The organism is Streptomyces sp. NBC_00659, from assembly GCF_036226925.1.
Classification (GTDB): domain Bacteria; phylum Actinomycetota; class Actinomycetes; order Streptomycetales; family Streptomycetaceae; genus Streptomyces.
On sequence record NZ_CP109031.1, the window covers coordinates 2,442,612 to 2,462,903 of the forward strand.

General features: G+C 69.0%; 16 protein-coding genes, 1 rRNA gene and 2 pseudogenes. 8 read left to right on the forward strand and 11 right to left on the reverse strand.

The window, feature by feature from the left end:
- Positions 1-51 precede the first annotated feature (51 nt).
- The 3 genes and pseudogenes from OG410_RS10535 to OG410_RS10545 form a co-directional block, all read right to left on the reverse strand.
- Positions 52-1,577: ribosomal RNA gene (locus tag OG410_RS10535) — 16S ribosomal RNA — on the reverse strand.
- A 642-nt stretch (positions 1,578-2,219) separates the two neighbouring features.
- Positions 2,220-2,527: pseudogene (locus OG410_RS10540) on the reverse strand (DNA-3-methyladenine glycosylase); the annotation flags it as partial.
- A 141-nt stretch (positions 2,528-2,668) separates the two neighbouring features.
- Complete coding sequence (locus OG410_RS10545) at positions 2,669-3,277, reverse strand: DNA-3-methyladenine glycosylase (RefSeq protein ID WP_329298877.1); 609 nt, start codon at positions 3,275-3,277, stop codon at positions 2,669-2,671.
- 381 nt (positions 3,278-3,658) lie between these two features.
- Between OG410_RS10545 and OG410_RS10555 the strand changes: the two genes are divergently transcribed.
- From OG410_RS10555 to OG410_RS10565, 3 genes are all read left to right on the forward strand, one after another.
- A complete protein-coding gene (locus OG410_RS10555; RefSeq protein WP_329298878.1) occupies positions 3,659-4,444 on the forward strand; it encodes a sporulation protein in 786 nt (261 codons plus the stop codon).
- A 40-nt stretch (positions 4,445-4,484) separates the two neighbouring features.
- Positions 4,485-5,024 carry a YbhB/YbcL family Raf kinase inhibitor-like protein gene (locus tag OG410_RS10560; RefSeq protein ID WP_329298879.1) on the forward strand — a complete coding sequence of 180 codons (540 nt, stop codon included), beginning with the start codon at positions 4,485-4,487 and terminating at the stop codon, positions 5,022-5,024.
- A gap of 144 nt (positions 5,025-5,168) precedes the next feature.
- A complete protein-coding gene (locus OG410_RS10565) occupies positions 5,169-5,675 on the forward strand; it encodes an HNH endonuclease (RefSeq protein WP_326788617.1) in 507 nt (168 codons plus the stop codon).
- Positions 5,676-5,744: 69 nt separating this feature from the next.
- Here the strand turns inward: OG410_RS10565 and OG410_RS10570 are convergent, their stop codons facing one another.
- The 3 genes from OG410_RS10570 to OG410_RS10580 all read right to left on the reverse strand — a co-directional run bounded on the left by OG410_RS10570 (position 5,745) and on the right by OG410_RS10580 (position 8,157).
- Positions 5,745-6,704: an SPFH domain-containing protein gene (locus tag OG410_RS10570; RefSeq protein WP_326788616.1), complete on the reverse strand. Its 960-nt coding sequence runs from the start codon at positions 6,702-6,704 to the stop codon at positions 5,745-5,747.
- Positions 6,705-6,834: 130 nt separating this feature from the next.
- The gene (locus OG410_RS10575) at positions 6,835-7,269 is read right to left on the reverse strand and encodes an NfeD family protein (RefSeq protein ID WP_329298880.1); all 435 of its coding nucleotides are present in this window, start codon (positions 7,267-7,269) and stop codon (positions 6,835-6,837) included.
- A 96-nt stretch (positions 7,270-7,365) separates the two neighbouring features.
- Complete coding sequence (locus OG410_RS10580) at positions 7,366-8,157, reverse strand: ABC transporter ATP-binding protein (protein WP_329298881.1); 792 nt, start codon at positions 8,155-8,157, stop codon at positions 7,366-7,368.
- Between the two features lie 121 nt (positions 8,158-8,278).
- On the opposite strand from OG410_RS10580, the gene OG410_RS10585 reads away from it, so the two are divergent.
- On the forward strand, positions 8,279-9,067 hold the full coding sequence (locus tag OG410_RS10585) for a hypothetical protein (RefSeq protein WP_329298882.1): 789 nt from the start codon (positions 8,279-8,281) through the stop codon (positions 9,065-9,067).
- Positions 9,068-9,405: 338 nt separating this feature from the next.
- Here the strand turns inward: OG410_RS10585 and OG410_RS10590 are convergent, their stop codons facing one another.
- From OG410_RS10590 to OG410_RS10605, 4 genes are all read right to left on the reverse strand, one after another.
- On the reverse strand, positions 9,406-9,645 hold the full coding sequence (locus OG410_RS10590; RefSeq protein WP_329298883.1) for a chaplin: 240 nt from the start codon (positions 9,643-9,645) through the stop codon (positions 9,406-9,408).
- Positions 9,646-9,841: 196 nt separating this feature from the next.
- Positions 9,842-10,087 (reverse strand): chaplin, encoded by a 246-nt coding sequence (locus OG410_RS10595; protein WP_326788611.1) that lies wholly within the window; start codon positions 10,085-10,087, stop codon positions 9,842-9,844.
- Between the two features lie 145 nt (positions 10,088-10,232).
- Positions 10,233-10,874, reverse strand: a complete 642-nt coding sequence (locus tag OG410_RS10600; RefSeq protein WP_329298884.1) for a response regulator transcription factor — start codon at positions 10,872-10,874, stop codon at positions 10,233-10,235.
- Positions 10,867-12,033, reverse strand: coding sequence for a GAF domain-containing sensor histidine kinase (locus OG410_RS10605; RefSeq protein WP_329298885.1), 1,167 nt, complete (start codon positions 12,031-12,033; stop codon positions 10,867-10,869). Before OG410_RS10605 ends, OG410_RS10600 begins: the two co-directional genes overlap by 8 nt.
- Positions 12,034-12,216: 183 nt before the next feature.
- On the opposite strand from OG410_RS10605, the gene OG410_RS10610 reads away from it, so the two are divergent.
- The 3 genes and pseudogenes from OG410_RS10610 to OG410_RS10620 all read left to right on the forward strand — a co-directional run bounded on the left by OG410_RS10610 (position 12,217) and on the right by OG410_RS10620 (position 15,096).
- Complete coding sequence (locus OG410_RS10610) at positions 12,217-12,912, forward strand: SDR family NAD(P)-dependent oxidoreductase (RefSeq protein WP_329298886.1); 696 nt, start codon at positions 12,217-12,219, stop codon at positions 12,910-12,912.
- Positions 12,913-12,920: 8 nt separating this feature from the next.
- Positions 12,921-14,034: pseudogene (locus OG410_RS10615) on the forward strand (S-adenosylmethionine:tRNA ribosyltransferase-isomerase).
- A gap of 291 nt (positions 14,035-14,325) precedes the next feature.
- Positions 14,326-15,096 (forward strand): transglycosylase SLT domain-containing protein, encoded by a 771-nt coding sequence (locus OG410_RS10620; RefSeq protein WP_329298887.1) that lies wholly within the window; start codon positions 14,326-14,328, stop codon positions 15,094-15,096.
- Positions 15,097-15,177: 81 nt separating this feature from the next.
- On the opposite strand, the gene OG410_RS10625 is transcribed toward OG410_RS10620, so the two are convergent.
- Positions 15,178-17,661 (reverse strand): ABC transporter ATP-binding protein/permease, encoded by a 2,484-nt coding sequence (locus tag OG410_RS10625; RefSeq protein ID WP_329298888.1) that lies wholly within the window; start codon positions 17,659-17,661, stop codon positions 15,178-15,180.
- Between the two features lie 238 nt (positions 17,662-17,899).
- On the opposite strand from OG410_RS10625, the gene OG410_RS10630 reads away from it, so the two are divergent.
- A complete protein-coding gene (locus OG410_RS10630; RefSeq protein ID WP_329298889.1) occupies positions 17,900-19,759 on the forward strand; it encodes a streptophobe family protein in 1,860 nt (619 codons plus the stop codon).
- Positions 19,760-20,292 lie beyond the last annotated feature (533 nt).

Here is a 20,292-nt window from a genome sequence, read left to right on the forward strand (position 1 = left end):
CGTAATGGCCCTGGACCACCGGGCAAGCCCGGCGGCCTAGATGCTCCTTAGAAAGGAGGTGATCCAGCCGCACCTTCCGGTACGGCTACCTTGTTACGACTTCGTCCCAATCGCCAGTCCCACCTTCGACAGCTCCCTCCCACAAGGGGTTGGGTCACCGGCTTCGGGTGTTACCGACTTTCGTGACGTGACGGGCGGTGTGTACAAGGCCCGGGAACGTATTCACCGCAGCAATGCTGATCTGCGATTACTAGCAACTCCGACTTCATGGGGTCGAGTTGCAGACCCCAATCCGAACTGAGACAGGCTTTTTGAGATTCGCTCCGCCTCACGGCTTCGCAGCTCTTTGTACCTGCCATTGTAGCACGTGTGCAGCCCAAGACATAAGGGGCATGATGACTTGACGTCGTCCCCACCTTCCTCCGAGTTGACCCCGGCAGTCTCCTGTGAGTCCCCATCACCCCGAAGGGCATGCTGGCAACACAGAACAAGGGTTGCGCTCGTTGCGGGACTTAACCCAACATCTCACGACACGAGCTGACGACAGCCATGCACCACCTGTACACCGACCACAAGGGGGGCACTATCTCTAATGCTTTCCGGTGTATGTCAAGCCTTGGTAAGGTTCTTCGCGTTGCGTCGAATTAAGCCACATGCTCCGCTGCTTGTGCGGGCCCCCGTCAATTCCTTTGAGTTTTAGCCTTGCGGCCGTACTCCCCAGGCGGGGAACTTAATGCGTTAGCTGCGGCACCGACGACGTGGAATGTCGCCAACACCTAGTTCCCACCGTTTACGGCGTGGACTACCAGGGTATCTAATCCTGTTCGCTCCCCACGCTTTCGCTCCTCAGCGTCAGTAATGGCCCAGAGATCCGCCTTCGCCACCGGTGTTCCTCCTGATATCTGCGCATTTCACCGCTACACCAGGAATTCCGATCTCCCCTACCACACTCTAGCTAGCCCGTATCGAATGCAGACCCGGGGTTAAGCCCCGGGCTTTCACACCCGACGTGACAAGCCGCCTACGAGCTCTTTACGCCCAATAATTCCGGACAACGCTTGCGCCCTACGTATTACCGCGGCTGCTGGCACGTAGTTAGCCGGCGCTTCTTCTGCAGGTACCGTCACTTTCGCTTCTTCCCTGCTGAAAGAGGTTTACAACCCGAAGGCCGTCATCCCTCACGCGGCGTCGCTGCATCAGGCTTTCGCCCATTGTGCAATATTCCCCACTGCTGCCTCCCGTAGGAGTCTGGGCCGTGTCTCAGTCCCAGTGTGGCCGGTCGCCCTCTCAGGCCGGCTACCCGTCGTCGCCTTGGTGAGCCAGTACCTCACCAACAAGCTGATAGGCCGCGGGCTCATCCTTCACCGCCGGAGCTTTTAACCCCCACCCATGCAGGCAGGAGTGTTATCCGGTATTAGACCCCGTTTCCAGGGCTTGTCCCAGAGTGAAGGGCAGATTGCCCACGTGTTACTCACCCGTTCGCCACTAATCCACCCCGAAGGGCTTCATCGTTCGACTTGCATGTGTTAAGCACGCCGCCAGCGTTCGTCCTGAGCCAGGATCAAACTCTCCGTGAATGTTTACCGGTAATCCGGTGGAACATCACGAGAGCGGAACAACCGGTCGGAATAGGACCGGCGTTCACAGCGTCCTCGCTGATGCGCCTGCCGGAACAATGCCCGGCAGGACTTTTTCAAAGGAACCTCGTCCCGACCGAACGGCCGGAGACGGGGTATCAACAAATCTGGCGTTGATTTTTGGCACGCTGTTGAGTTCTCAAGGAACGGACGCTTCCTTTGTACTCACCCTCTCGGGCTTTCCTCCGGGCGCTTCCCTTCGGTCTTGCGTTTCCGACTCTATCAGACCGTTTCCGTATCCGATTTCCTCGGTGCTTTCCAGGTTTCCGCTTTCGCGTTTCCCTTTCCGGCGAGTCCGACTCTATCAGAACCTTTCGGGCCCGACCCCCAGTCAGCGGGGTTTGCCTTCCGGCCTTTCAGCGCTTTCGCGTTTCGCGGCCTTTCGACATTCACTACGTTAACCGATTCCCTCGGCGACTCATAATCGAGTTCCGCGGGTTCGAATTCAGACGTGCAGGCACACCGAATAGACCCCCCGCTGAGGGGAAGTCGTAGGTAGTGGATGGCCGCTCTCGGCTGCTGGCTGAACGCCGTAACCGGTTCAAGCGGCTCGGGCTACATTACGGATCCCGAAGGGGCTAGTCAAGTTGAACAGCGGCGTGGCGCATGCGCTCTATAAGGACTCACCGTCGGGTCGTCGGTGACCCGGAAACGCCTGGGGTGAACGCCTCCGTCGCCGCAATCTCCGGTACGTGGACCGTTGCGTACCTGGTCGGAGGGGACGGGGGTACCTCCCGGCAAGGTCAGGAGCGAACCTTCGGGCCGAAGGCGTCCGTTCCGTCGAGCGACCGGCCCACCCCCAGTGCCGTCGCGTGGCGCGCCGACCCTTTGGCCAGTTCCCTGCCGTATCGGGCCGAGAGTCGACGTTTACAGGCGAGGTCCGCGTCCTCGGCCCGAGCCACGGACCGGGACCGACGGCTCCGGCGGATCTGGCGCACCGCGGCGCGTAGTCCGTCAGAGGGACGCGCATCGCACGCGGGCGATCACGGATCTTCGGGACCGGTTCCGCGCCGACTCGCCGGCGCGCCGGCTCAGGCTCCGGCTGACGGCTTGGCTCTCGGGCTCAGTCGGTACGCCGAGACCGTTGGATCACCGGCGAGATAGAAGCGGTGCTGCCAGTCGTGGGCTCTGCTCACTCCTACCCGAGGTCCGGTCCGTACGAGCGCGGCGGGTACCGGCTCGCCCACGGACAGGGCGACCGAGGCGTCCGTCAGCAGGTCTGTGCCGTTGTGCTCCGCAATGATGCCGAGCGCCTGGCAGAAGTTCCCCGGACCCCGTGCGAGACGTGGACTCTCGACCTTGTCCCCCCGTCGCTCGCGTGCCAGGTCTTCCCCTTCGATGACCCTGCCTGCCCGGATGAGGACAGCCGAAGCGATGCCGTCCGCCCCGGTGACGACGTTGGCGCACCAGTGGAGACCGTGGGACCTGTAGACGTACAGATGCCCTGCGGGGCCGAACATGATCGCGTTGCGTGGTGTCCTGCCCCGGTAGGCGTGGGAGGCCGGGTCGGCCGCGCCGGAGTACGCCTCGGTCTCCGTGATCGTGATGCTCACCGTTCCCTCGGGTGTCGCGTGGGTGAGGACGGCGCCGAGCAGGTCGGGGGCGACTTCTTCGGCGGGGCGGGCGAGGGCGGCCCTCATGCCGACCGCCTTGCCGGGCCGTGAGTCTCCGCGCGGCGCTGCGCGATCGAGACGTCGGGGGTGGCATGTACGAGGACGCGTCCTGGCAGGTCGGGGGTGGCGTCCAGGACAGGGCGGTCGAAGGAGCCCCGCGTCAGGGGCGTACGGTCAGGGGCCGCGATCACGGCATACGAGCGTAGTCCCTCCGCCCTCCCCGGCGCGGTGGAGTCCGGAGCCGTTCGGAGCAGTCCGGACGGATATGTGCCCGCGGGGTGGTCAGGGGTCCTCTCCCTTGTAAGGGTGAGGGCGCGGAACCGGTCGGGGCCGGATCGCGTTTGTAGGGATCAAAGGATCCAGACGGGCAGAGAACGAACAGGCATTGCCTGGGGAGGAAGTGACGACATGGGGTTCAAGCGGCTGCTTGCGAGCTTGGGGGCCGGTGGGGCTTCGGTCGAGACGGTGCTGACCGAGGCCAACACCGTTCCGGGCGGCGTCGTCCAGGGTGAGGTGCGGATCCAGGGTGGTTCGGTCGACCAGTCGATCGAGGGTCTGTCGGTCGGCCTGCAGGCCAAGGTCGAGGTCGAGGGCCACGACGACCAGGAGTACAAGCAGGACATCGAGTTCACGAAGCTGCGCCTCGGCGGGGCCTTCCAGCTCCAGGCGGGCGCCGTGCACACGGTCCCGTTCGGGCTGGAGATTCCGTGGGAGACGCCGATCACCATGATCGACGGGCAGAGCCTGCGCGGCATGAACATCGGTGTCACCACCGAGCTGGAGATCGCCCGCGCCATCGACTCGGGTGACCTGGACCCGATCAACGTGCACCCGCTGCCGGCGCAGAAGGCGATTCTCGACGCCTTCATCCAGCTCGGCTTCCGCTTCAAGAACGCGGACATGGAGCGCGGCCAGATCCGGGGCACGCGGCAGCGGCTGCCGTTCTACCAGGAGATCGAGTTCTACCCGCCGTCGCAGTACCGCGGGCTGAACCAGGTGGAGCTGAGCTTCGTCGCGGACGACCGTGCCATGGACGTCATCCTGGAGATGGACAAGAAGCCGGGCCTCTTCAGCGAGGGCAGCGACTCGTTCCGTTCCTTCCAGGTGGGTCTGCACGACTTCCAGGGCACGGACTGGACCGCCTACCTGAACCAGTGGCTGTCGGAGGTCGGCAGCAAGCGCAGCTGGTTCTAGGCTCGGAGCTGAGATTTCCGCCCGTTCAGGAGGTACTGACGTGACCGAGCTCAAGAGGCCGCCGCTTCCCCACGACTTCCATCCGCCGGTGCCTGCGTTCACGCTCACCAGCGAGGATGTCGAACCGGGCGCGGTGCTGAAGGACGCGCAGGTCCACGCGGGCGGGAACACCTCGCCGCAGCTGAGCTGGGAAGGCTTTCCGCCGGAGACCAAGAGCTTCGCCGTGACGTGCTTCGATCCGGACGCCCCCACGGGGAGCGGATTCTGGCACTGGGTGCTGTTCGACGTCCCGGTCTCGGTGACGGAACTGCCCGCGGGCGCGGGCAGCGGCAAGTTCGAGGGTCTGCCCGACGGTGCCGTCCAGGTGCGCAACGACTACGGGTCCCGGGACTTCGGCGGCGCCGCGCCGCCGGCCGGGGACCCCGCGCACCGGTACGTCTTCACGGTGTACGCCGTGGATCAGGAGAAGCTCGGTCCCGACGCGGACGTGTCGCCCGCCGTGGTGGGCTTCAATCTGCGGTTCCACACGCTGGCGCGCGCCCAGTTGATCGGCGAGTACGCGGCTCCCGCCGAAGACTGACGTTCATAGAACGTTTGCCCGCCTCTGGTCATGGAAGTGATCAGAGGCGGGCATTTTTTATTGCGTTGTCCATCTCGGCGTGCCCGGCCAGAGTTGATCCCAGCCCGCCGCAGGTGGGCCGGTGCGCGATAGGAGGTGGGCTGGATGCGGGACACGCTGGTACTGAACGCGAGCTTCGAGCCGTTGTCGACGGTGACGTTGAACCGAGCCGTCGTTCTGGTGCTGACGGACAAGGCCGTCGTCGAGCAGGCTCACCCCGAACTGCGCATGCGCGGCGCCGCGCTGGACATACCCGTGCCCCGGGTGATCAGGCTCTGCCGTTACGTCCGGGTGCCGTTCCGAAGACAAGCGCCGTGGTCGAGGCGGGGTGTGCTGGTACGCGACCGGCACCGGTGCGCCTACTGCGGGCGCCGGGCCACGACCGTGGACCACGTCGTGCCGCGGGCTCAGGGCGGTCAGGACTCCTGGCTGAACACCGTGGCCTCGTGTGCCGAGGACAATCACCGCAAGGCCGACCGTACTCCGGAGCAGGCCCAGATGCCCTTGCTGCGGCAGCCGTTCGAGCCGACGCCCGCGGACGCCATGCTGCTGGCGCTCGGTCAGGACGACTTCGACGCGCTGCCGGAGTGGCTGGCCCAGCCGGCCGCATAGCCCGTACGACATGACGATGGGGCCCACCTCCCGCGGGAGGTGGGCCCCATCGTCGTAGCGTCGTGCGCGTCAGTCCGTGATGGACGGCTTCTCGCGGCGCTCGCTGTTGCCGCCGGAATCCCCGGAGGAGCCCCGGTTGCCCGAACCCCCGCCCAGGTTGCCGAAGTTGCCCATGGCCCCGCTGAGGCCCTTGAGGGCGTCGCCGATCTCGCTGGGCACGATCCAGAGCTTGTTGGCGTCGCCCTCGGCGATCTTCGGGAGCATCTGGAGGTACTGGTAGGAGAGGAGCTTCTGGTCCGGGTCTCCGGCGTGGATGGCCTCGAAGACCGTGCGGACGGCCTGGGCCTCGCCCTCGGCGCGCAGGGCCGCGGCCTTGGCCTCACCTTCGGCGCGCAGGATCGCGGACTGCTTCTCGCCTTCCGCGGTGAGGATCTGGGACTGGCGGATGCCTTCCGCGGTGAGGATCGCGGCGCGCTTGTCACGGTCGGCGCGCATCTGCTTCTCCATCGAGTCCTGGATGGAGGTGGGCGGTTCGATCGCCTTCAGCTCGACGCGGTTGACGCGGATGCCCCACTTGCCGGTGGCCTCGTCGAGGACGCCGCGCAGGGCCGCGTTGATCTCCTCGCGCGAGGTGAGGGTCCGCTCCAGGTCCATGCCGCCGATGATGTTGCGCAGGGTGGTGACGGTGAGCTGCTCGATCGCCTGGATGTAGCTGGCGACCTCGTACGTCGCGGCTCGCGCGTCGGTGACCTGGTAGTAGATGACGGTGTCGATGTTGACGACCAGGTTGTCCTGGGTGATCACCGGCTGCGGCGGGAACGGCACGACCTGTTCACGCAGGTCGATGCGGTTGCGGATGGAGTCTATGAACGGGACGACGATGTTGAGGCCTGCGTTCAGCGTCCGCGTGTAGCGGCCGAAACGCTCGACGATGGCGGCGCTGGCCTGCGGGATGACCTGGATGGTCTTGATCAGGGCGATGAAGACCAGCACCACCAGAATGATCAGGACGATGATGATCGGTTCCATCGATGCTCCCCGTACCCTTCTCCACTCGGCAATTCCGAAAGATCTTATGGGTGTTGAAGATCTTGCTGGACGAGTCTGACAGAACGTCGTCTGCCACGTGGGGCGTTCGGTTCACTTGCGTTGTACGAGGTCACATGACGATGGCCGTGGCTCCGTCGATGTCCACGACATCCACTTCCTGGCCCACCTCGTAGGCCTGTGCGCCGTCGAGGGCACGCGCGGACCAGATCTCTCCGCCGAGCTTGATGCGGCCGGCGCCCGAACTGTCCACGCGTTCCAGGACGATGGCCTGCCTGCCCTTCAACGCGTCGATCCCGGTCGCGAGTTCGGGACGCTGGGCACGGTGCCGGGCGGCGATGGGGCGTATGACGGCGATGAGCGCGACCGACACGACGACGAAGACGAGTACCTGGATGACGACACCGCCGCCGAGGCCCGCGGCGACCGCCGCCGCGACGGCACCCACGGAGAGCATGCCGAACTCCGGCATCGCGGTCACCACGAGCGGGATGCCGAGTCCGGCCGCCCCGACCAGCCACCACACCCATGCGTTGATGTCGTTCACGTGGTCATGGTAGGACCGCGCTCCCCCGGCGGACAGAGTGCGCGATCAAGTCGGGTACGCCGGGTGACGGGGGTGCGTCCGCGTGTTGTGACGGTTTCAGGCCATCGGCAGACCCTGCGCGGTCCAGCGCTCGCCGATCTGCTCGACGACGAGGGGCAGGCCGAAGCAGAGGGAGAGGTTGCGCGAGGTGAGTTCGAGCTCCAGCGGGCCGGCGGCGAGCACCTTGCCCTGACGGATCATCAGGACGTGGGTGAAGCCCGGGGCGATCTCCTCGACGTGGTGCGTGACCATGATCATGGAGGGGGCGATCGGGTCGCGGGCGAGCCGGCCGAGGCGGCGCACGAGGTCCTCACGGCCACCGAGGTCGAGGCCGGCCGCGGGCTCGTCGAGGAGCAGCAGCTCGGGGTCGGTCATCAGGGCGCGGGCGATCAGGGTGCGCTTGCGCTCGCCCTCGGAGAGGGTGCCGAACCTGCGCTCCAGGTAGTCGCTCATGCCGAGGCGGTCGAGGAAGGCACGGGCGCGCTGCTCGTCGATGTCCTCGTAGTCCTCGTGCCAGCCGGCGGTCATGCCGTACGCGGCGGTGAGGACCGTCTGGAGGACTGTCTGGCGCTTGGGGAGCTTCTCGGCCATCGCGATACCGGCGATGCCGATGCGCGGGCGCAGGTCGAAGACGTCGACCTTGCCGAGGGTCTCACCGAGGATGGTGGCGGTGCCCGCGCTGGGGAAGAGGTAGCTGGAGGCGACGTTCAGGAGGGTCGTCTTCCCGGCGCCGTTGGGGCCGAGGATGACCCAGCGCTCCCCCTCCTTGACCGACCAGGAGACCTGGTCCACCAGAGCCCGGCCCTCGCGGACCACGGATACGTCCACCAGCTCCAGTACATCGCTCATGAGCGCGTTGTCTCCCATTGCAGTCTCGGCCGTCGCTTACGTCTGTGGACGAAGCCCCCAGGGAAAACCTACGCCACCGGTCGGCCACCCCGACCCATCGGCCGGTCCTTAGGGTGGGGGCATGCTCTCGGAACCACGCTCAGGACAGCTGACGGCATGGGGAAATGCCCTATTGGCCGGACTTGTTTCTCCGGACGACGCCGTGCTCGCCGTCGTCGGGGACGACGCGGTGCACCGGGTCGAGGGGTTGCCCGACGAGTCGGCGCCCGTCGGGCTCACGCTCGCCCTCGGCCGGCTGCGCACGCTCGGGGTGACCGGACTGCGGGTCGCGCTGCCCGCGCCGGGGCATCCGCTCGGGCTCAGCGGACCGCCCGAGTTCAACGCGCGCGCCCTCGACGCCGAGGAGGCCGTGGTCTGCCACGGCGCGGCACTGGGGCTCGTGCCCGAGGTGTACGAGGCCGGGCCCGTCGGCGATGTGCATGTCGAGGTCGTCTGGCACTGCCTCGCCGTACGCGAGGCGCCGCCCGCCGACGTGCCCTCGCTCGGGGAGGCCGAGCGGGAACTGGCGGAGGCGCTCCGCGACGCCACAGAGGTGCTGTCACGGCTGGACGTGGCCGGCTCGGGGCCGGTCGCGGCGGCGGCGATCGACGCGTTCCGGGCGCGGGCGGAACGGGGGCGCGAGGTGCTGGCCCCTGGGTACCCGCCGCGTGCGGTACGGGTGCTGGAACTGGCTCAGCGGGTCGGGGCGCTGATCTCCGTGGCGTACGAGAGCGGGCACGGCGGCGCGGTGAGCGCGTCGGAGATGGCCGCGCGGGCCGAGGCGCTGCGACCGGTGGAACGGACGGCCCGGCGGGCGCAGGTGGCCGCGTACAACGCCTTCGTGGAGGAACGCGAGCGCGGGGTGCGCTGAGCGCGGGGTGCGGGGTGGCGCTCGGTGGTGAACTCGGTACCGGGTGCGGTGCCGGGCTCGGTGCCGGGTGCGGTGCCGGGCTCGGTGCCGGGTGCGGCCCGCGGTCCCGCTTCCTCGCACGGCTCGCGGCCCGGGTTCCTCGGAGCGCGGACGCCCGGAGCGCGCACCTCGCACGGCGCGCACTCCGGGGGCGTGAAGCGCCTTGAGCGTCTGCGGGCCGGAGCAGGCGGGCACGGGGGGATGCCCGCGCGTCCTCGGGAACCCGCGTGGCCGGATCGTGACGCCGGAAGGGCCCCACGAAACGTTTCCGTTCGTGGGGCCCTTCCGGACGGGGTGGCTCAGCCGTTGACGCCCACGTTGCCGAACGCCGGGTTCAGGAGGCCGACGACGTTGACGGAGTCGCCCACGACGTTGACGGGGACGTGGACGGGGACCTGGGCGACGTTGCCCGAGACGGCGCCCGGCGAGTGCGCGGCGGCGCCCTCGGCACCCGAGTCGGCGACAGCGGCACCGGCACCGGCACCCGCGGCGATACCGACGACGGTGACGGCCAGGGCGGCCTTCTTGGCGATGTTCATGGGAAGCGTTCCTCCTGCGTTCACGATCCGACCCTGTCGCGGGTCGTACGCTGAGCAACGCCCGGGAGCCGAAGACGGCACGGGAAGGCCCCGCCGGTTGCCCCGTCCGGTTCAGTCCACGGATGAGCGGACAAGCCGACCGGCCCCCAGGGAGTCCCTGGAAGGCCGGTGGTCGTGGTCGCCTCGACGGGGAACCTCAGCGGTTGAGGCCGAGGTTGCCGAAAGCCGGGTTCAGGGCGCCGATGACGTTCACGCTGTTGCCGACCACGTTCACCGGGACGTCGACCGGGGCCTGGACGAGGTTGCCGGAGACGACTCCCGGGGAGCCCACGGCCTTGCCGCCCGCCGACGCGCCGTCCGCGGCCGAGGCCATGCCCGCACCGGCGGCGACCAGACCGCCGGCCACCATCGCGACAGCCGTGAACTTCTTCAGGTTCTTCACTTGCGAAACCCCTCCTCGCGCACACCGCGGCGGACCACCGCGGCGCACTGGAGAACGGCCGGGCCCCACGGAGGATGCGCCATCCGGGTGACATACACACGACGGTATGAATCTCATCCCGGAGCGAAACCCTCCGAATTGACGATCAGTCCGTGATTCCGTTCCGCACCGCCCAGAGCGCGGCCTGGGTCCGGTCGGCAAGGTCGAGTTTCATCAGGATGTTCGAGACGTGGGTCTTCACCGTCTTCTCGGAGAGGACGAGGGCGCGGGCGATCTCCCGGTTGGAGCGGCCGTCCGCGATCAGGCCGAGCACCTCCCGCTCCCGTTCGGTGAGCGAAACACCTCTCCCCTGGCCCGAGTTGACCTCCTCCTGGGACAACAGGGCGCTCGCGACCTCGGACTGCAGGACGACGTGTCCCGCGTGGACCGAGCGGATGGCCCCGGCCAGCGCGTCCGGGTCGACGTCCTTGTACACATACCCGGCGGCGCCCGCGCGCAGGGCCGGCACCACCGTGCGCTGCTCGGTGAAACTGGTGACGATCAGCACGCGCGCGGGGTTGGCGAGTTCGCGGAGCTTGCGCAGCGCGTCGATGCCGTCCATCCCCGGCATCTTGACGTCCATGAGGACGATGTCCGGTTTCAACTCCTCGGCGCGGGCTACGCCTTCGGCTCCGTCGGACGCCTCCCCGACGACCTCGATGTCGCCCTGAACTTCCAGGAACGTGCGCAGTCCCCGGCGGACGACCTGGTGGTCGTCGACGAGCAGCACCTTGATTGTGTCAGCCACCAGGGACCTCCATCTCGATCACGGTGCCCTTCCCGGGCGCCGATTCCACGGTGAGTGTGCCGCCGACCCCGCTCGCCCGGTCCCGCATGGACACCAGGCCGAGATGGCGGCCGGCGCTGCGTATCGCGGTGGGGTCGAAGCCGCTGCCGTCGTCACGGACGTGCAGCACGGCACCGGGGCCGCGCCGGTCCAGGGTGACGTCGACGCGGGCGGCGCCGGAGTGCCGCAGCGCGTTGTGCAGGGCCTCCTGGGAGACCCTCAGCACGGCCTCCTCCTGGGAGGCGGGCAGTGCTCGTACACCGTGGCTGGAGAAGGTCACGCGCGCGGAGTGGGCGCGGTCGAGGACCTGGATCTGGGTACGCAGGGTGGCGACGAGCCCGTCCTCGTCGAGGGCCGCGGGGCGCAACTCGACGACGGCGGCGCGCAGTTCTTCGGTGGCCTCCGCGGCGAGCGCAGCCACGTGCTGGAGTTCGCCCTTGGCGCGGGAGGGGTCGCGGTCGACGAGGGTGGCGGCGGCCTGCGCGGTCAGGCGCAGGGAGAACAGCTTCTGGCTGACGGCGTCGTGCAGTTCGTGCGCGAGCCGGGAGCGCTCCTCGGCGATGGTGAGTTCGCGGCTGCGTTCGTAGAGCCGGGCGTTGGTCAGGGCGATCGCCGCGTGCTGGGCGAGGATGGTGAGGAGTTCCTCGTCGTCCTCGGTGAAGCCGCAGCGGCCGTCCGGCCGGGGACACGGCGGCTCCCCTTCGGGCCGCACCTTGTTCGCGAGGAAGAGTGCGCCGATGATCTCGTCGCCGTCGCGGATGGGCAGGCCCAGGAAGTCGGACATGTCGGGGTGGGCCGCGGGCCAGCCCTCGAAGCGGGGGTCCTTGCGCACGTCGGCCAGGCGCTCGGGGCGGGCCGCGCGCAGCATCGCGGCGAGGATGCCGTGCTGGCGCGGGAGCGGTCCGATGGCTTTCCACTGCGCGTCGCTGACCCCGTCGACGACGAACTGGGCGAAGCCTCCGTGGTCGTCGGGCACGCCCAGCGCCGCGTACTGCGCGTCGAGCAGTTCGCGCGCCGAAGCGACGATCGTCTTGAGGACGTCGCGCACTTCGAGATGCCTGCTCATGGCCAGCAACGCGGAGCTCACCGCGTACAGGCCCGACCGGGGTTCGTGACTCATGGCCCCAAACTACCGGCGGGGTGTGACACCGCGTATCGGCCCGGTGGTCTCGTCCTCCGGGCCATTGGGCCTAGGACGAAGGGCCCCTGATCATTGCGGCCCGAGCACGAGGCGCCCGGGCGGGCCGCGTTCCTACCGTGAGGACACCCGCCGGGAAGGCGGCTGAGCGAGGGGACGGATGTCATGCCGGTAGCGATCATCACAGGGGCCTCGAAGGGACTGGGGAGGGCGCTCGGAGCGGCTCTGGCCGAGCGCGGCTGGGATCTGGTGCTCGACGCCAGGACGGCCGGGGTGCTGGAGGAGACCGCGGAGGCGCTCCGCGCGTACGGGACGCGGGTGGAGGCTCTCCCCGGGGACGTGACGGACGCCGGTCACCGCGCCGACCTGGTGGCCGCGGCCCGGAAGCTGGGCGGTGTCGACCTGCTCGTGAACAACGCGAGCGCGCTGGGCGCGGAGCCGCTGGTGCGCCTGGAGGAGCTGGATCCCGAGGGGCTGCGGCGGGCTCTGGAGGTCAATGTGGTCGCCGTGCTGGGCCTGGTCCAGGAGGCGCTGCCGCTGTTGAGGGCGGCCGGGGCCGGCGCGGTCGTCGGCGTCAGCTCGGACGCCGCGGTTCAGGCGTACGAGACATGGGGTGGCTACGGGGCCTCGAAGGCGGCGCTGGACCATCTCTCGGCGGTGCTCGCCGAGGAGGAGCCGGGCCTGCGGGTGTGGGCGGTGGATCCGGGGGACATGGAGACGGACCTCTACGCGGCGGCCGTACCGGACGACGACGGTCCGCGGCCGGCGCCGACCAGCGCGGTTCCGGCCTTCCTGCGTCTGCTCGACGAGCGGCCGGCCAGCGGGCGCTACGCGGCCTCGGATCTGCCGGCGGAACGGTGACGACGGCGATGGGGGTCTCCCGGGCCGGGCGCGGCCGGGCGTGGGGAAGCGTTCCGGAGGAGCTGTCGGCGCGGGTGCCGGCGGAACAGCGCGGTCCCGGCCGCGACCGGGATTCCGTACGGCTGCTGGTGTCGCGCGGTACCGAGGTGTCGCATCACGCGTTCGTGGAGCTGCCCGGGCGGCTGAGGGCCGGGGATCTGCTGATCGTCAACACCTCGGCCACTCTGGCGGCGGCCGTGGACGGGCGGCTCGGGCACGCGCGCGTGGTGGTGCACTTCTCCACGCGCGGCGACGACGGGCGGTGGGCGGTCGAACTGCGGGATCCCGACAGCCGGGGAACCACGCGCGCGCGTGCGGGCGGTCCCGCGGGGACAGTGGTGTGCCTGCCGGGGGACGCGCGCCTCGTCCTTGAGGAGCCGCTGACCCCGCGGGGGCAGCGGCTGTGGTGGGGGCGTGTGCCGGACGCGGACGTGCTGGGGCTGCTGCGGCGGTACGGGCGGCCCATCCGCTACTCCTACACGGACCGGGACCAGCCGCTGTCCGTGTACCAGACGGTTTTCGCGCTGCCGTCGGACGACGGGGCGGGAAGCGCGGAGATGCCGAGCGCGGCGCGCCCCTTCACTTCGCGTCTGGTGGCGGAGCTGGTGAGCCGGGGGGGTGCAGTTCGCGCCGGTCACCCTGCACACGGGGGTCGCCTCGGCGGAGTCGCACGAGCCGCCGTATCCGGAGCGGTACGAGGTTCCGGCGGTGTCGGCCCGGCTGATCAACGCCGCGCGGGCCGGCGGAGGCCGGATCATCGCGGTCGGTACGACGGCGGTGCGGGCCGTGGAGTCCGCGACCGGTGAGGACGGGCTGGTCCGGGCGGCGAAGGGGTGGACCGGTCTCGTGGTGACTCCGGAGCGCGGTGTGCGGGCCGTCGACGGGCTGCTGACCGGGCTGCACGAGCCGGAGGCCTCGCATCTGCTGATGCTGGAGGCGATCGCGGGAGGGGCGGCGATCGAGCGTGCGTACGAGGAGGCGCTGCGCGGGCGCTACCTCTGGCACGAGTTCGGCGACGTGCACCTCATCCTCCCCGAGGGGCCTCACTCTGAGCGTTACTCTCGCAACTCCACGTCAGAATGATCGTGGTCCCCTGTGAGCCCGCGCATAGGGTCCACGTCACGTACGAAGGTGCATAGGAGATAAAAGGGACAAGGTGAACAGGGAAGACATGCCACTCTGCCCCAATTTGTCCCATCTGCGTCCACTACCCAGCTTCGTAGGTCACAGCTTTGCCAGGGCATTTTGCGACCGCTAAGAATTGCTCATGTCGCTCAGCGCCTCGGGTTCTCCCCCGGGGCGTTTGTTCCGGAAACACAGTCCCCAACCGGGACGAAGAGCGACCTCCGCGCTATTCGAAGAGGTCTGTCAGTCATGCTCAAGAACATTGCCGCTCGTGGTCGTAGTCCGAAGCTGACGAAGCTCCACAAGTACTCGGTCGCCGGTGTGGCCACCCTCGGTGCCGCCACCCTCGCGTTCTCCCTGGCGCCGGGCGGCTCCCACACCACCACGGACGCCGCCGCCGCCTCCACGGCGCCCGTCGCCTACAGCGGAAAGCAGATCAAGGGCGTCGAGTCCGACGTGGTCGGCACGAGCGCCGCCGCTCTGAAGGCCAAGACCATCGAGGCCAAGCACAAGGCGGCGGACTCCGCGGCCGCGGCGAAGAAGAAGGCCGCCCAGGCGGCGGCCGCCAAGAAGAAGGCCGCCGCCCAGGCCGACGCGAAGAAGAAGGCCGCCGCCCAGGCCGACGCGAGGAAGAAGGCCGCCGCCGCGAGCCGCTCCACGCAGCGCATCAAGATGCAGCCGGTCTCCGCGAAGACGTACGCCAACAACCTCGACGGCTGGATCCGCGAGTCCCTCGACATCATGAAGGCGAAGGGCATCCCCGGCTCGTACCACGGGCTGCACAAGAACATCATGCGTGAGTCCTCGGGCAACCCGATGGCCATCAACGACTGGGACATCAACGCCATCAACGGCATCCCGTCGAAGGGCCTGCTCCAGGTCATCCCGCCGACGTTCAAGGCGTACCACGTGGAAGGCACCTCGTGGGACATCTACAACCCGGTCGCCAACATCACCGCCGCCGCCAACTACGCGGCTGACAAGTACGGTTCCATGGACAACGTGAACAGCGCGTACTGAGGACTCAGCGCGGAGTTCCCCACAGACGCCGAAGGGCGGCACCCCGATCAGGGGTGCCGCCCTCGCGTCGTTCCCGGGCCTCTACTTGCGCATGACCTCGGGCTCGTGGCGGCGCAGGAAGCGGGCCACGAAGAAGCCGCAGGCGATACCGAGGACGATCAGCGCGATCATGTCCACGGTCCAGGCTCCGGCCGTGTGGTCCCACAACGGGTCCGTGCTCGTCGGGTCGTCCTGGTTCGGGAAGATGTTGTTCAGGTCCAGCGTGGCCCCGGACGCGGCCACCGCCCAGCGGGCCGGCATCAGGTACGAGAACTGGTTGACGCCCACCGTGCCGTTCAGGATGAACAGACAGCCGGTGAAGACCACCTGGACGATCGCGAACATGACCAGCAGCGGCATGGTCTTCTCCGCGGTCTTCACCAGCGAGGAGATGATCAGGCCGAACATCATCGACACGAAGCCCAGAGCCATGATCGGCAGCGTGAGCTCGACCTTGGGCAGGCTCTTGAGGATCAGGCCCTCGGACGGGACCTCGCGGCTGCCGAAGCCGATGGCGCCGACCAGCGCGCCCTGCAGCATGGTGATCACACCGAGGACGATCACCTTGGACATCAGGTACGCCGAACGCGACAGACCCGTCGCGCGCTCCCGCTCGTAGATCACCCGTTCCTTGATCAGCTCACGGACCGAGTTGGCGGCGCCCGCGAAACACGCCCCGACCGCGAGGATCAGCAGCACGGTCGTGGCGGTGCCGTTCGCGACATGGGCGCCCGACGGCAGGATCTTGTCGTTGACCAGCAGCGTCTTGCCGTTGTCGATGAGCAGACTGACCGAACCCAGGACAGCGGGCAGGATCACCGTCAGCGCGAGGAAGCCCTTGTCCGACACGATCACCGAGACATAGCGGCGCATCAGCGTCATCAGCTGGGAGCCCCAGCTCTGCGGCTTCGGCGGCTTCATCGCCTGCGCGGACGGCATCTGCGTCGACTGCGGAGCCACCGCGTCGATGTCCGCCGCGTACATCTGGTAGTGCTGCGAGCCCTTCCAGCGGCCCGCCCAGTCGTAGTCGCGGTAGTTCTCGAACGCGGAGAACACATCGGCCCAGGTCTCGTAGCCGAAGAAGTTCAGCGCCTCCTCCGGCGGACCGAAGTAGGCGACGGAGCCGCCGGGCGCCATCACGAGGAGCTTGTCGCAGATCGCGAGCTCCGCCACCGAGTGCGTGACGACGAGGACCGTACGGCCGTCGTCGGCCAGGCCGCGCAGCAGCTGCATGACATCGCGGTCCATGCCCGGGTCGAGACCGGAGGTCGGCTCGTCCAGGAAGATCAGCGACGGCTTGGTGAGCAGCTCCAGAGCCACCGAGACACGCTTGCGCTGGCCACCGGAGAGCGAGGTGACCTTCTTCTCCTTGTGGACGTCCAGCTTCAGCTCGCGCAGCACCTCGTCTATGCGCGCATCGCGCTCCTCGCCCGTGGTGTCGGCGGGGAAGCGCAGCTTGGCCGCGTACTTGAGGGCCTTCTTGACGGTCAGTTCCTTGTGCAGGATGTCGTCCTGCGGGACCAGACCGATGCGCTGGCGCAGCTCGGCGAACTGCTTGTACAGGTTCCGGTTGTCGTAGAGGACGTCGCCCTGGTTGGCGGGGCGATAGCCCGTGAGCGCCTTCAGGAGCGTCGACTTGCCGGAACCCGAGGGGCCGATGACCGCGACGAGCGACTTCTCGGGTACGCCGAAGGAGACGTCCTTGAGGATCTGCTTGCCGCCGTCGACGGTGACCGTCAGGTGGCGGGCCGAGAAGGAGACCTCGCCGGTGTCGACGAACTCCTCTAGCCGGTCGCCGACCAGCCGGAACGTCGAGTGGCCGACGCCGACGATGTCGTTCGGGCCGAGCAGCGCGGAGCCGCCCTTGGCGATCGGCATACCGTTGACGTACGTGCCGTTGTGCGAGCCGAGGTCGCGGATCTCGAAGCGGCCGTCCGGCGTCGCGTGGAACTCGGCGTGATTGCGGGAGACCTGGAGGTCGGAGACCACCAGTTCGTTCTCCAGCGCACGACCGATGCGTATCACGCGGCCCAGCGAGAACTGGTGGAAGGTCGTCGGGCTGCGGTCGCCGTAGACCGGCGGTGCCCCCGCGCCACCGCCGGGCCCCTGCTGCTGCGGAATGCCCCCCGCCTGCTGCGCGTTCTGCGCAGGCGTCGACGCCTGCGGCGTCGGCTGCTGAGCCCAGCCGGGGCCGGCGCCCTGCGCCGCGAACGGCTGCTGCGCCACCGGGGCCGCGGCACCGGACACACTCAGGCGCGGACCGTCGGTCGCATTGCCGAGAAACACAGCCGATCCGGGACCGATCTCCAGCTGGTGGATCCGCTGCCCCTGTATGAACGTGCCGTTGGTGCTCCCGTGGTCGTCGATGACCCAACTGCGGCCGTTCCAGCTGATCGTGGCGTGGCGCCAGGAGACCCTGGCGTCCTCGAGCACGATGTCCCCCTGCGGATCACGTCCGAGGGTGTGAGGCCTGGACGCGTCGAGCGTCCAGGTCCGTCCATTCAATTCCAGTACGAGTTCCGGCACTCCAGCCCCACTGAGTTGTCCCCCGAGTTTCCCCCATCACAGGGAGTCTAGGGATGTCGAACATCGTGGGGAACTATTTCAGTTCAGGCCCCCTGACCGAAAGTCGGGCCTTGTGAACGTCGGTGACGGGCGGGTTGCCCGTATCCGTTGACGGGGTTGAAACCGGCCCGGAGAGTGGTAATCCCACACGAGGGGGACATGCGCGGGATCACCGCGGCGCTGATCGGGGGGTCTGGCGATGAGCATCGGGACCATGCACCACGGCGGGAGCGCCAGGAGGGTGCCGTGGGGGGACGTGCTGTTGTCGGCGGTCGCCTCCGTGAGCTGGGCGCTGATCGGGATGGCGGGCACCGCCGCGCTCGGTCTGCACCTGCTCGGGGCGGACGCGGCGGCCTCGCTCGGCCCCATGACCGCCGCGATGGTGGCGCTCGGAGCGGGCGGCACGGTGACACCCTCCGGCAACGTCTCGGCCTTCGGGCTGAAGGGAGCGCAGGCGCACACCGCCATACAGATCACGCCGCTCGGCGTCGGGCTGGTCGGTGCCCTGCTGCTGTCGTGGTTCTTCCTGCGCTCCTTGCGCGGGGCGGGAGTCGTCATCACACCGGCCGAACTCCTGGCGCGCGCGGGCTCGGTGGTCGCCCTGTTCGTGGCGACCCTGGGCGGGCTCGCCTGGGCCGGACACGACGTCATCACGATCGACGGCGACAAGCTCGGACTCGGCAAGGCCGCGGGCGGTGACGGCGGGCTCGGTTCCATCACCGACAAACTCCCCGGCGGCCTCGGGGACCTCGGCGGACTGCTGCCCGGCAGGATCGACGACCTCGTGAAGGCCAAGGCGGCCGTGGGGTTCTCCGTCGACACCGTGCCGACCCTGCTCGGCGGAGCCACGTGGGCCGCCGCGGTGCTGCTGATCGCGCTGCTGGCCTCCCGGCGTACGCCGTTGCCGCGCGGCTGGGACGCCGTGCACCGCGCGGTACGGCCGGCCGTCTCCTCGCTCGTCACCGTCCTGCTGGTCGCCGTCCTCGCCGGGCTCGCGGCGGCCGCGTACGCGGCGATCGGCGACGACCACCCGAAGCGGATCGCGGGAGCCGCGCTGCTCGGCGCGCCCAACGGCGTGTGGCTCGGCATCCCCCTCGGGCTCTTCGTCCCCTGGGACGGCAAGGCCACGGGCGAGCTCGCCAAGCTGTTGCCCGACCCCCTCGACAAGCTGCTGACCGCCGACGCGTCCCGGCCCGTCACCCTCGGACGGCTCGCCGAACTCGACGGGCGCGTATGGCTGTTGGCGCTCGCGGCCGCTCTGATGATGCTGTACGCGGGCGTCCTGACGGCTGCGCGTACGCCATTCGTACGGGCGGTCGGTGCGACGGCGGGGGGAGGTTCGGGGGGGCCGGATGGACGGGGGGACAGTGCGCTGCGGTTCGCCGGGCGCTGCGCACTTCGGCTGGGGGTCGTGACGGCGCTGGCACTGCCGCTGCTCGCCTGGCTGACGGAGGTGTCGGTGGACGCCTCCCTGTCCGTGTTCGGGTTCGACGCCTTCGGGGCGGGGATCGAGCTGCGCGGGCGCCTGGGGATGGCGCTGGTGCTGGGTGCGCTGTGGGGGGCGGGGGCGGGGGGCGCGGGGGCGTTGCTGGCTCGGTCGAGCGGGGCCGCGGGGCGGAGGGTCGCCGGGGCTGCCCTTGCTGCCGGGGTGGCATGGGGGGACGGGGAGGCTGGGGGGCTTGGGGGGCCAGAAGGACCAGGGGTTTCTGGGGGGTCCTGGGGGGCTGCGGGATCCGATGGGCTTGATGGTGCTGGTGCTGCTGATGGTGGGACGGTCGGGCCGTATCGGCCTCGGGGGTCGTACCGGGCGCCCAACCCTGACACCAATCCCTACCTGAGGGTTCCGGACGAGTTGCGGGAACCGGAGGACCGGAGAGCGGCTCCGAGGGGTTCTCGTTCCCGGGCACCGGGTGATGTGTACGGGGCGCCGACCGTGGTGGGACCGATCGGGCCGTCGTCGAAGCGGCGGCCGGACGGGCCGCCGCCGCTGCCTCCCCCGCCGCCTGTTCCGCCGCCGCCGGACGAGGGGCCGCCGCCTCCGCGTCGGCCCCGGCGTTGAGGACGGTTCGCTGCGCCGGCGTTCGCGGGTCTCGGTCCGGTGGGGGCGGGGCCGTGCGGGTTCGCTGCGCCGGCGTTTGCGGTGTCGTTCGGTGGGTGGGTCGGGGCCGTGCCGGTACATCCGCCCGTCGCCGTTGGATCAGACGTGAGTTTTCCGGGGAGCCGCTGCTCGATCCGGGCGTAAGCGACGGGCATCCGATGTACCGGCACGGCCCCTTCCGCCGAATCCCGGCCGCGAATACGTCGTGGTTTAGGCCGTTCACCGCGAGTGTGTGGTGGCTTGGGTGTCGGCCCTCACGGGCGTGAATTTCAGCCCCTCCGGCGTTTGAGGAGCGGGGTCCGGGGCGGAGCCCCAGGGGTGGGAAGGGTAGGGGCGGAGGGGGCGAGGAACAAGTTGTGGGGCACGTGGGACCGGGGGTGAGGTGAACCGGAGGGTGCGGGGTGCCGTGGGGAGGTCCCCGGGCCGGCCGGGTGGACGTTCGTCACCCGTGGGTCCTGCGGGCGTCACCCAGTGTTCCGTGTCCGCTAGGCGGA

Coding starts and splice junctions, on each gene's coding strand:
- OG410_RS10545 (WP_329298877.1), bottom strand. CDS start 3,277: ATGAGGGCCGCCCTCGCCCGCCCCGCCGAAGAAGTCGCCCCCGACCTG.
- OG410_RS10555 (WP_329298878.1), top strand. CDS start 3,659: ATGGGGTTCAAGCGGCTGCTTGCGAGCTTGGGGGCCGGTGGGGCTTCG.
- OG410_RS10565 (WP_326788617.1), top strand. CDS start 5,169: ATGCGGGACACGCTGGTACTGAACGCGAGCTTCGAGCCGTTGTCGACG.
- OG410_RS10570 (WP_326788616.1), bottom strand. CDS start 6,704: ATGGAACCGATCATCATCGTCCTGATCATTCTGGTGGTGCTGGTCTTC.
- OG410_RS10580 (WP_329298881.1), bottom strand. CDS start 8,157: ATGAGCGATGTACTGGAGCTGGTGGACGTATCCGTGGTCCGCGAGGGC.
- OG410_RS10585 (WP_329298882.1), top strand. CDS start 8,279: ATGCTCTCGGAACCACGCTCAGGACAGCTGACGGCATGGGGAAATGCC.
- OG410_RS10590 (WP_329298883.1), bottom strand. CDS start 9,645: ATGAACATCGCCAAGAAGGCCGCCCTGGCCGTCACCGTCGTCGGTATC.
- OG410_RS10605 (WP_329298885.1), bottom strand. CDS start 12,033: ATGAGTCACGAACCCCGGTCGGGCCTGTACGCGGTGAGCTCCGCGTTG.
- OG410_RS10610 (WP_329298886.1), top strand. CDS start 12,217: ATGCCGGTAGCGATCATCACAGGGGCCTCGAAGGGACTGGGGAGGGCG.
- OG410_RS10620 (WP_329298887.1), top strand. CDS start 14,326: ATGCTCAAGAACATTGCCGCTCGTGGTCGTAGTCCGAAGCTGACGAAG.
- OG410_RS10630 (WP_329298889.1), top strand. CDS start 17,900: ATGAGCATCGGGACCATGCACCACGGCGGGAGCGCCAGGAGGGTGCCG.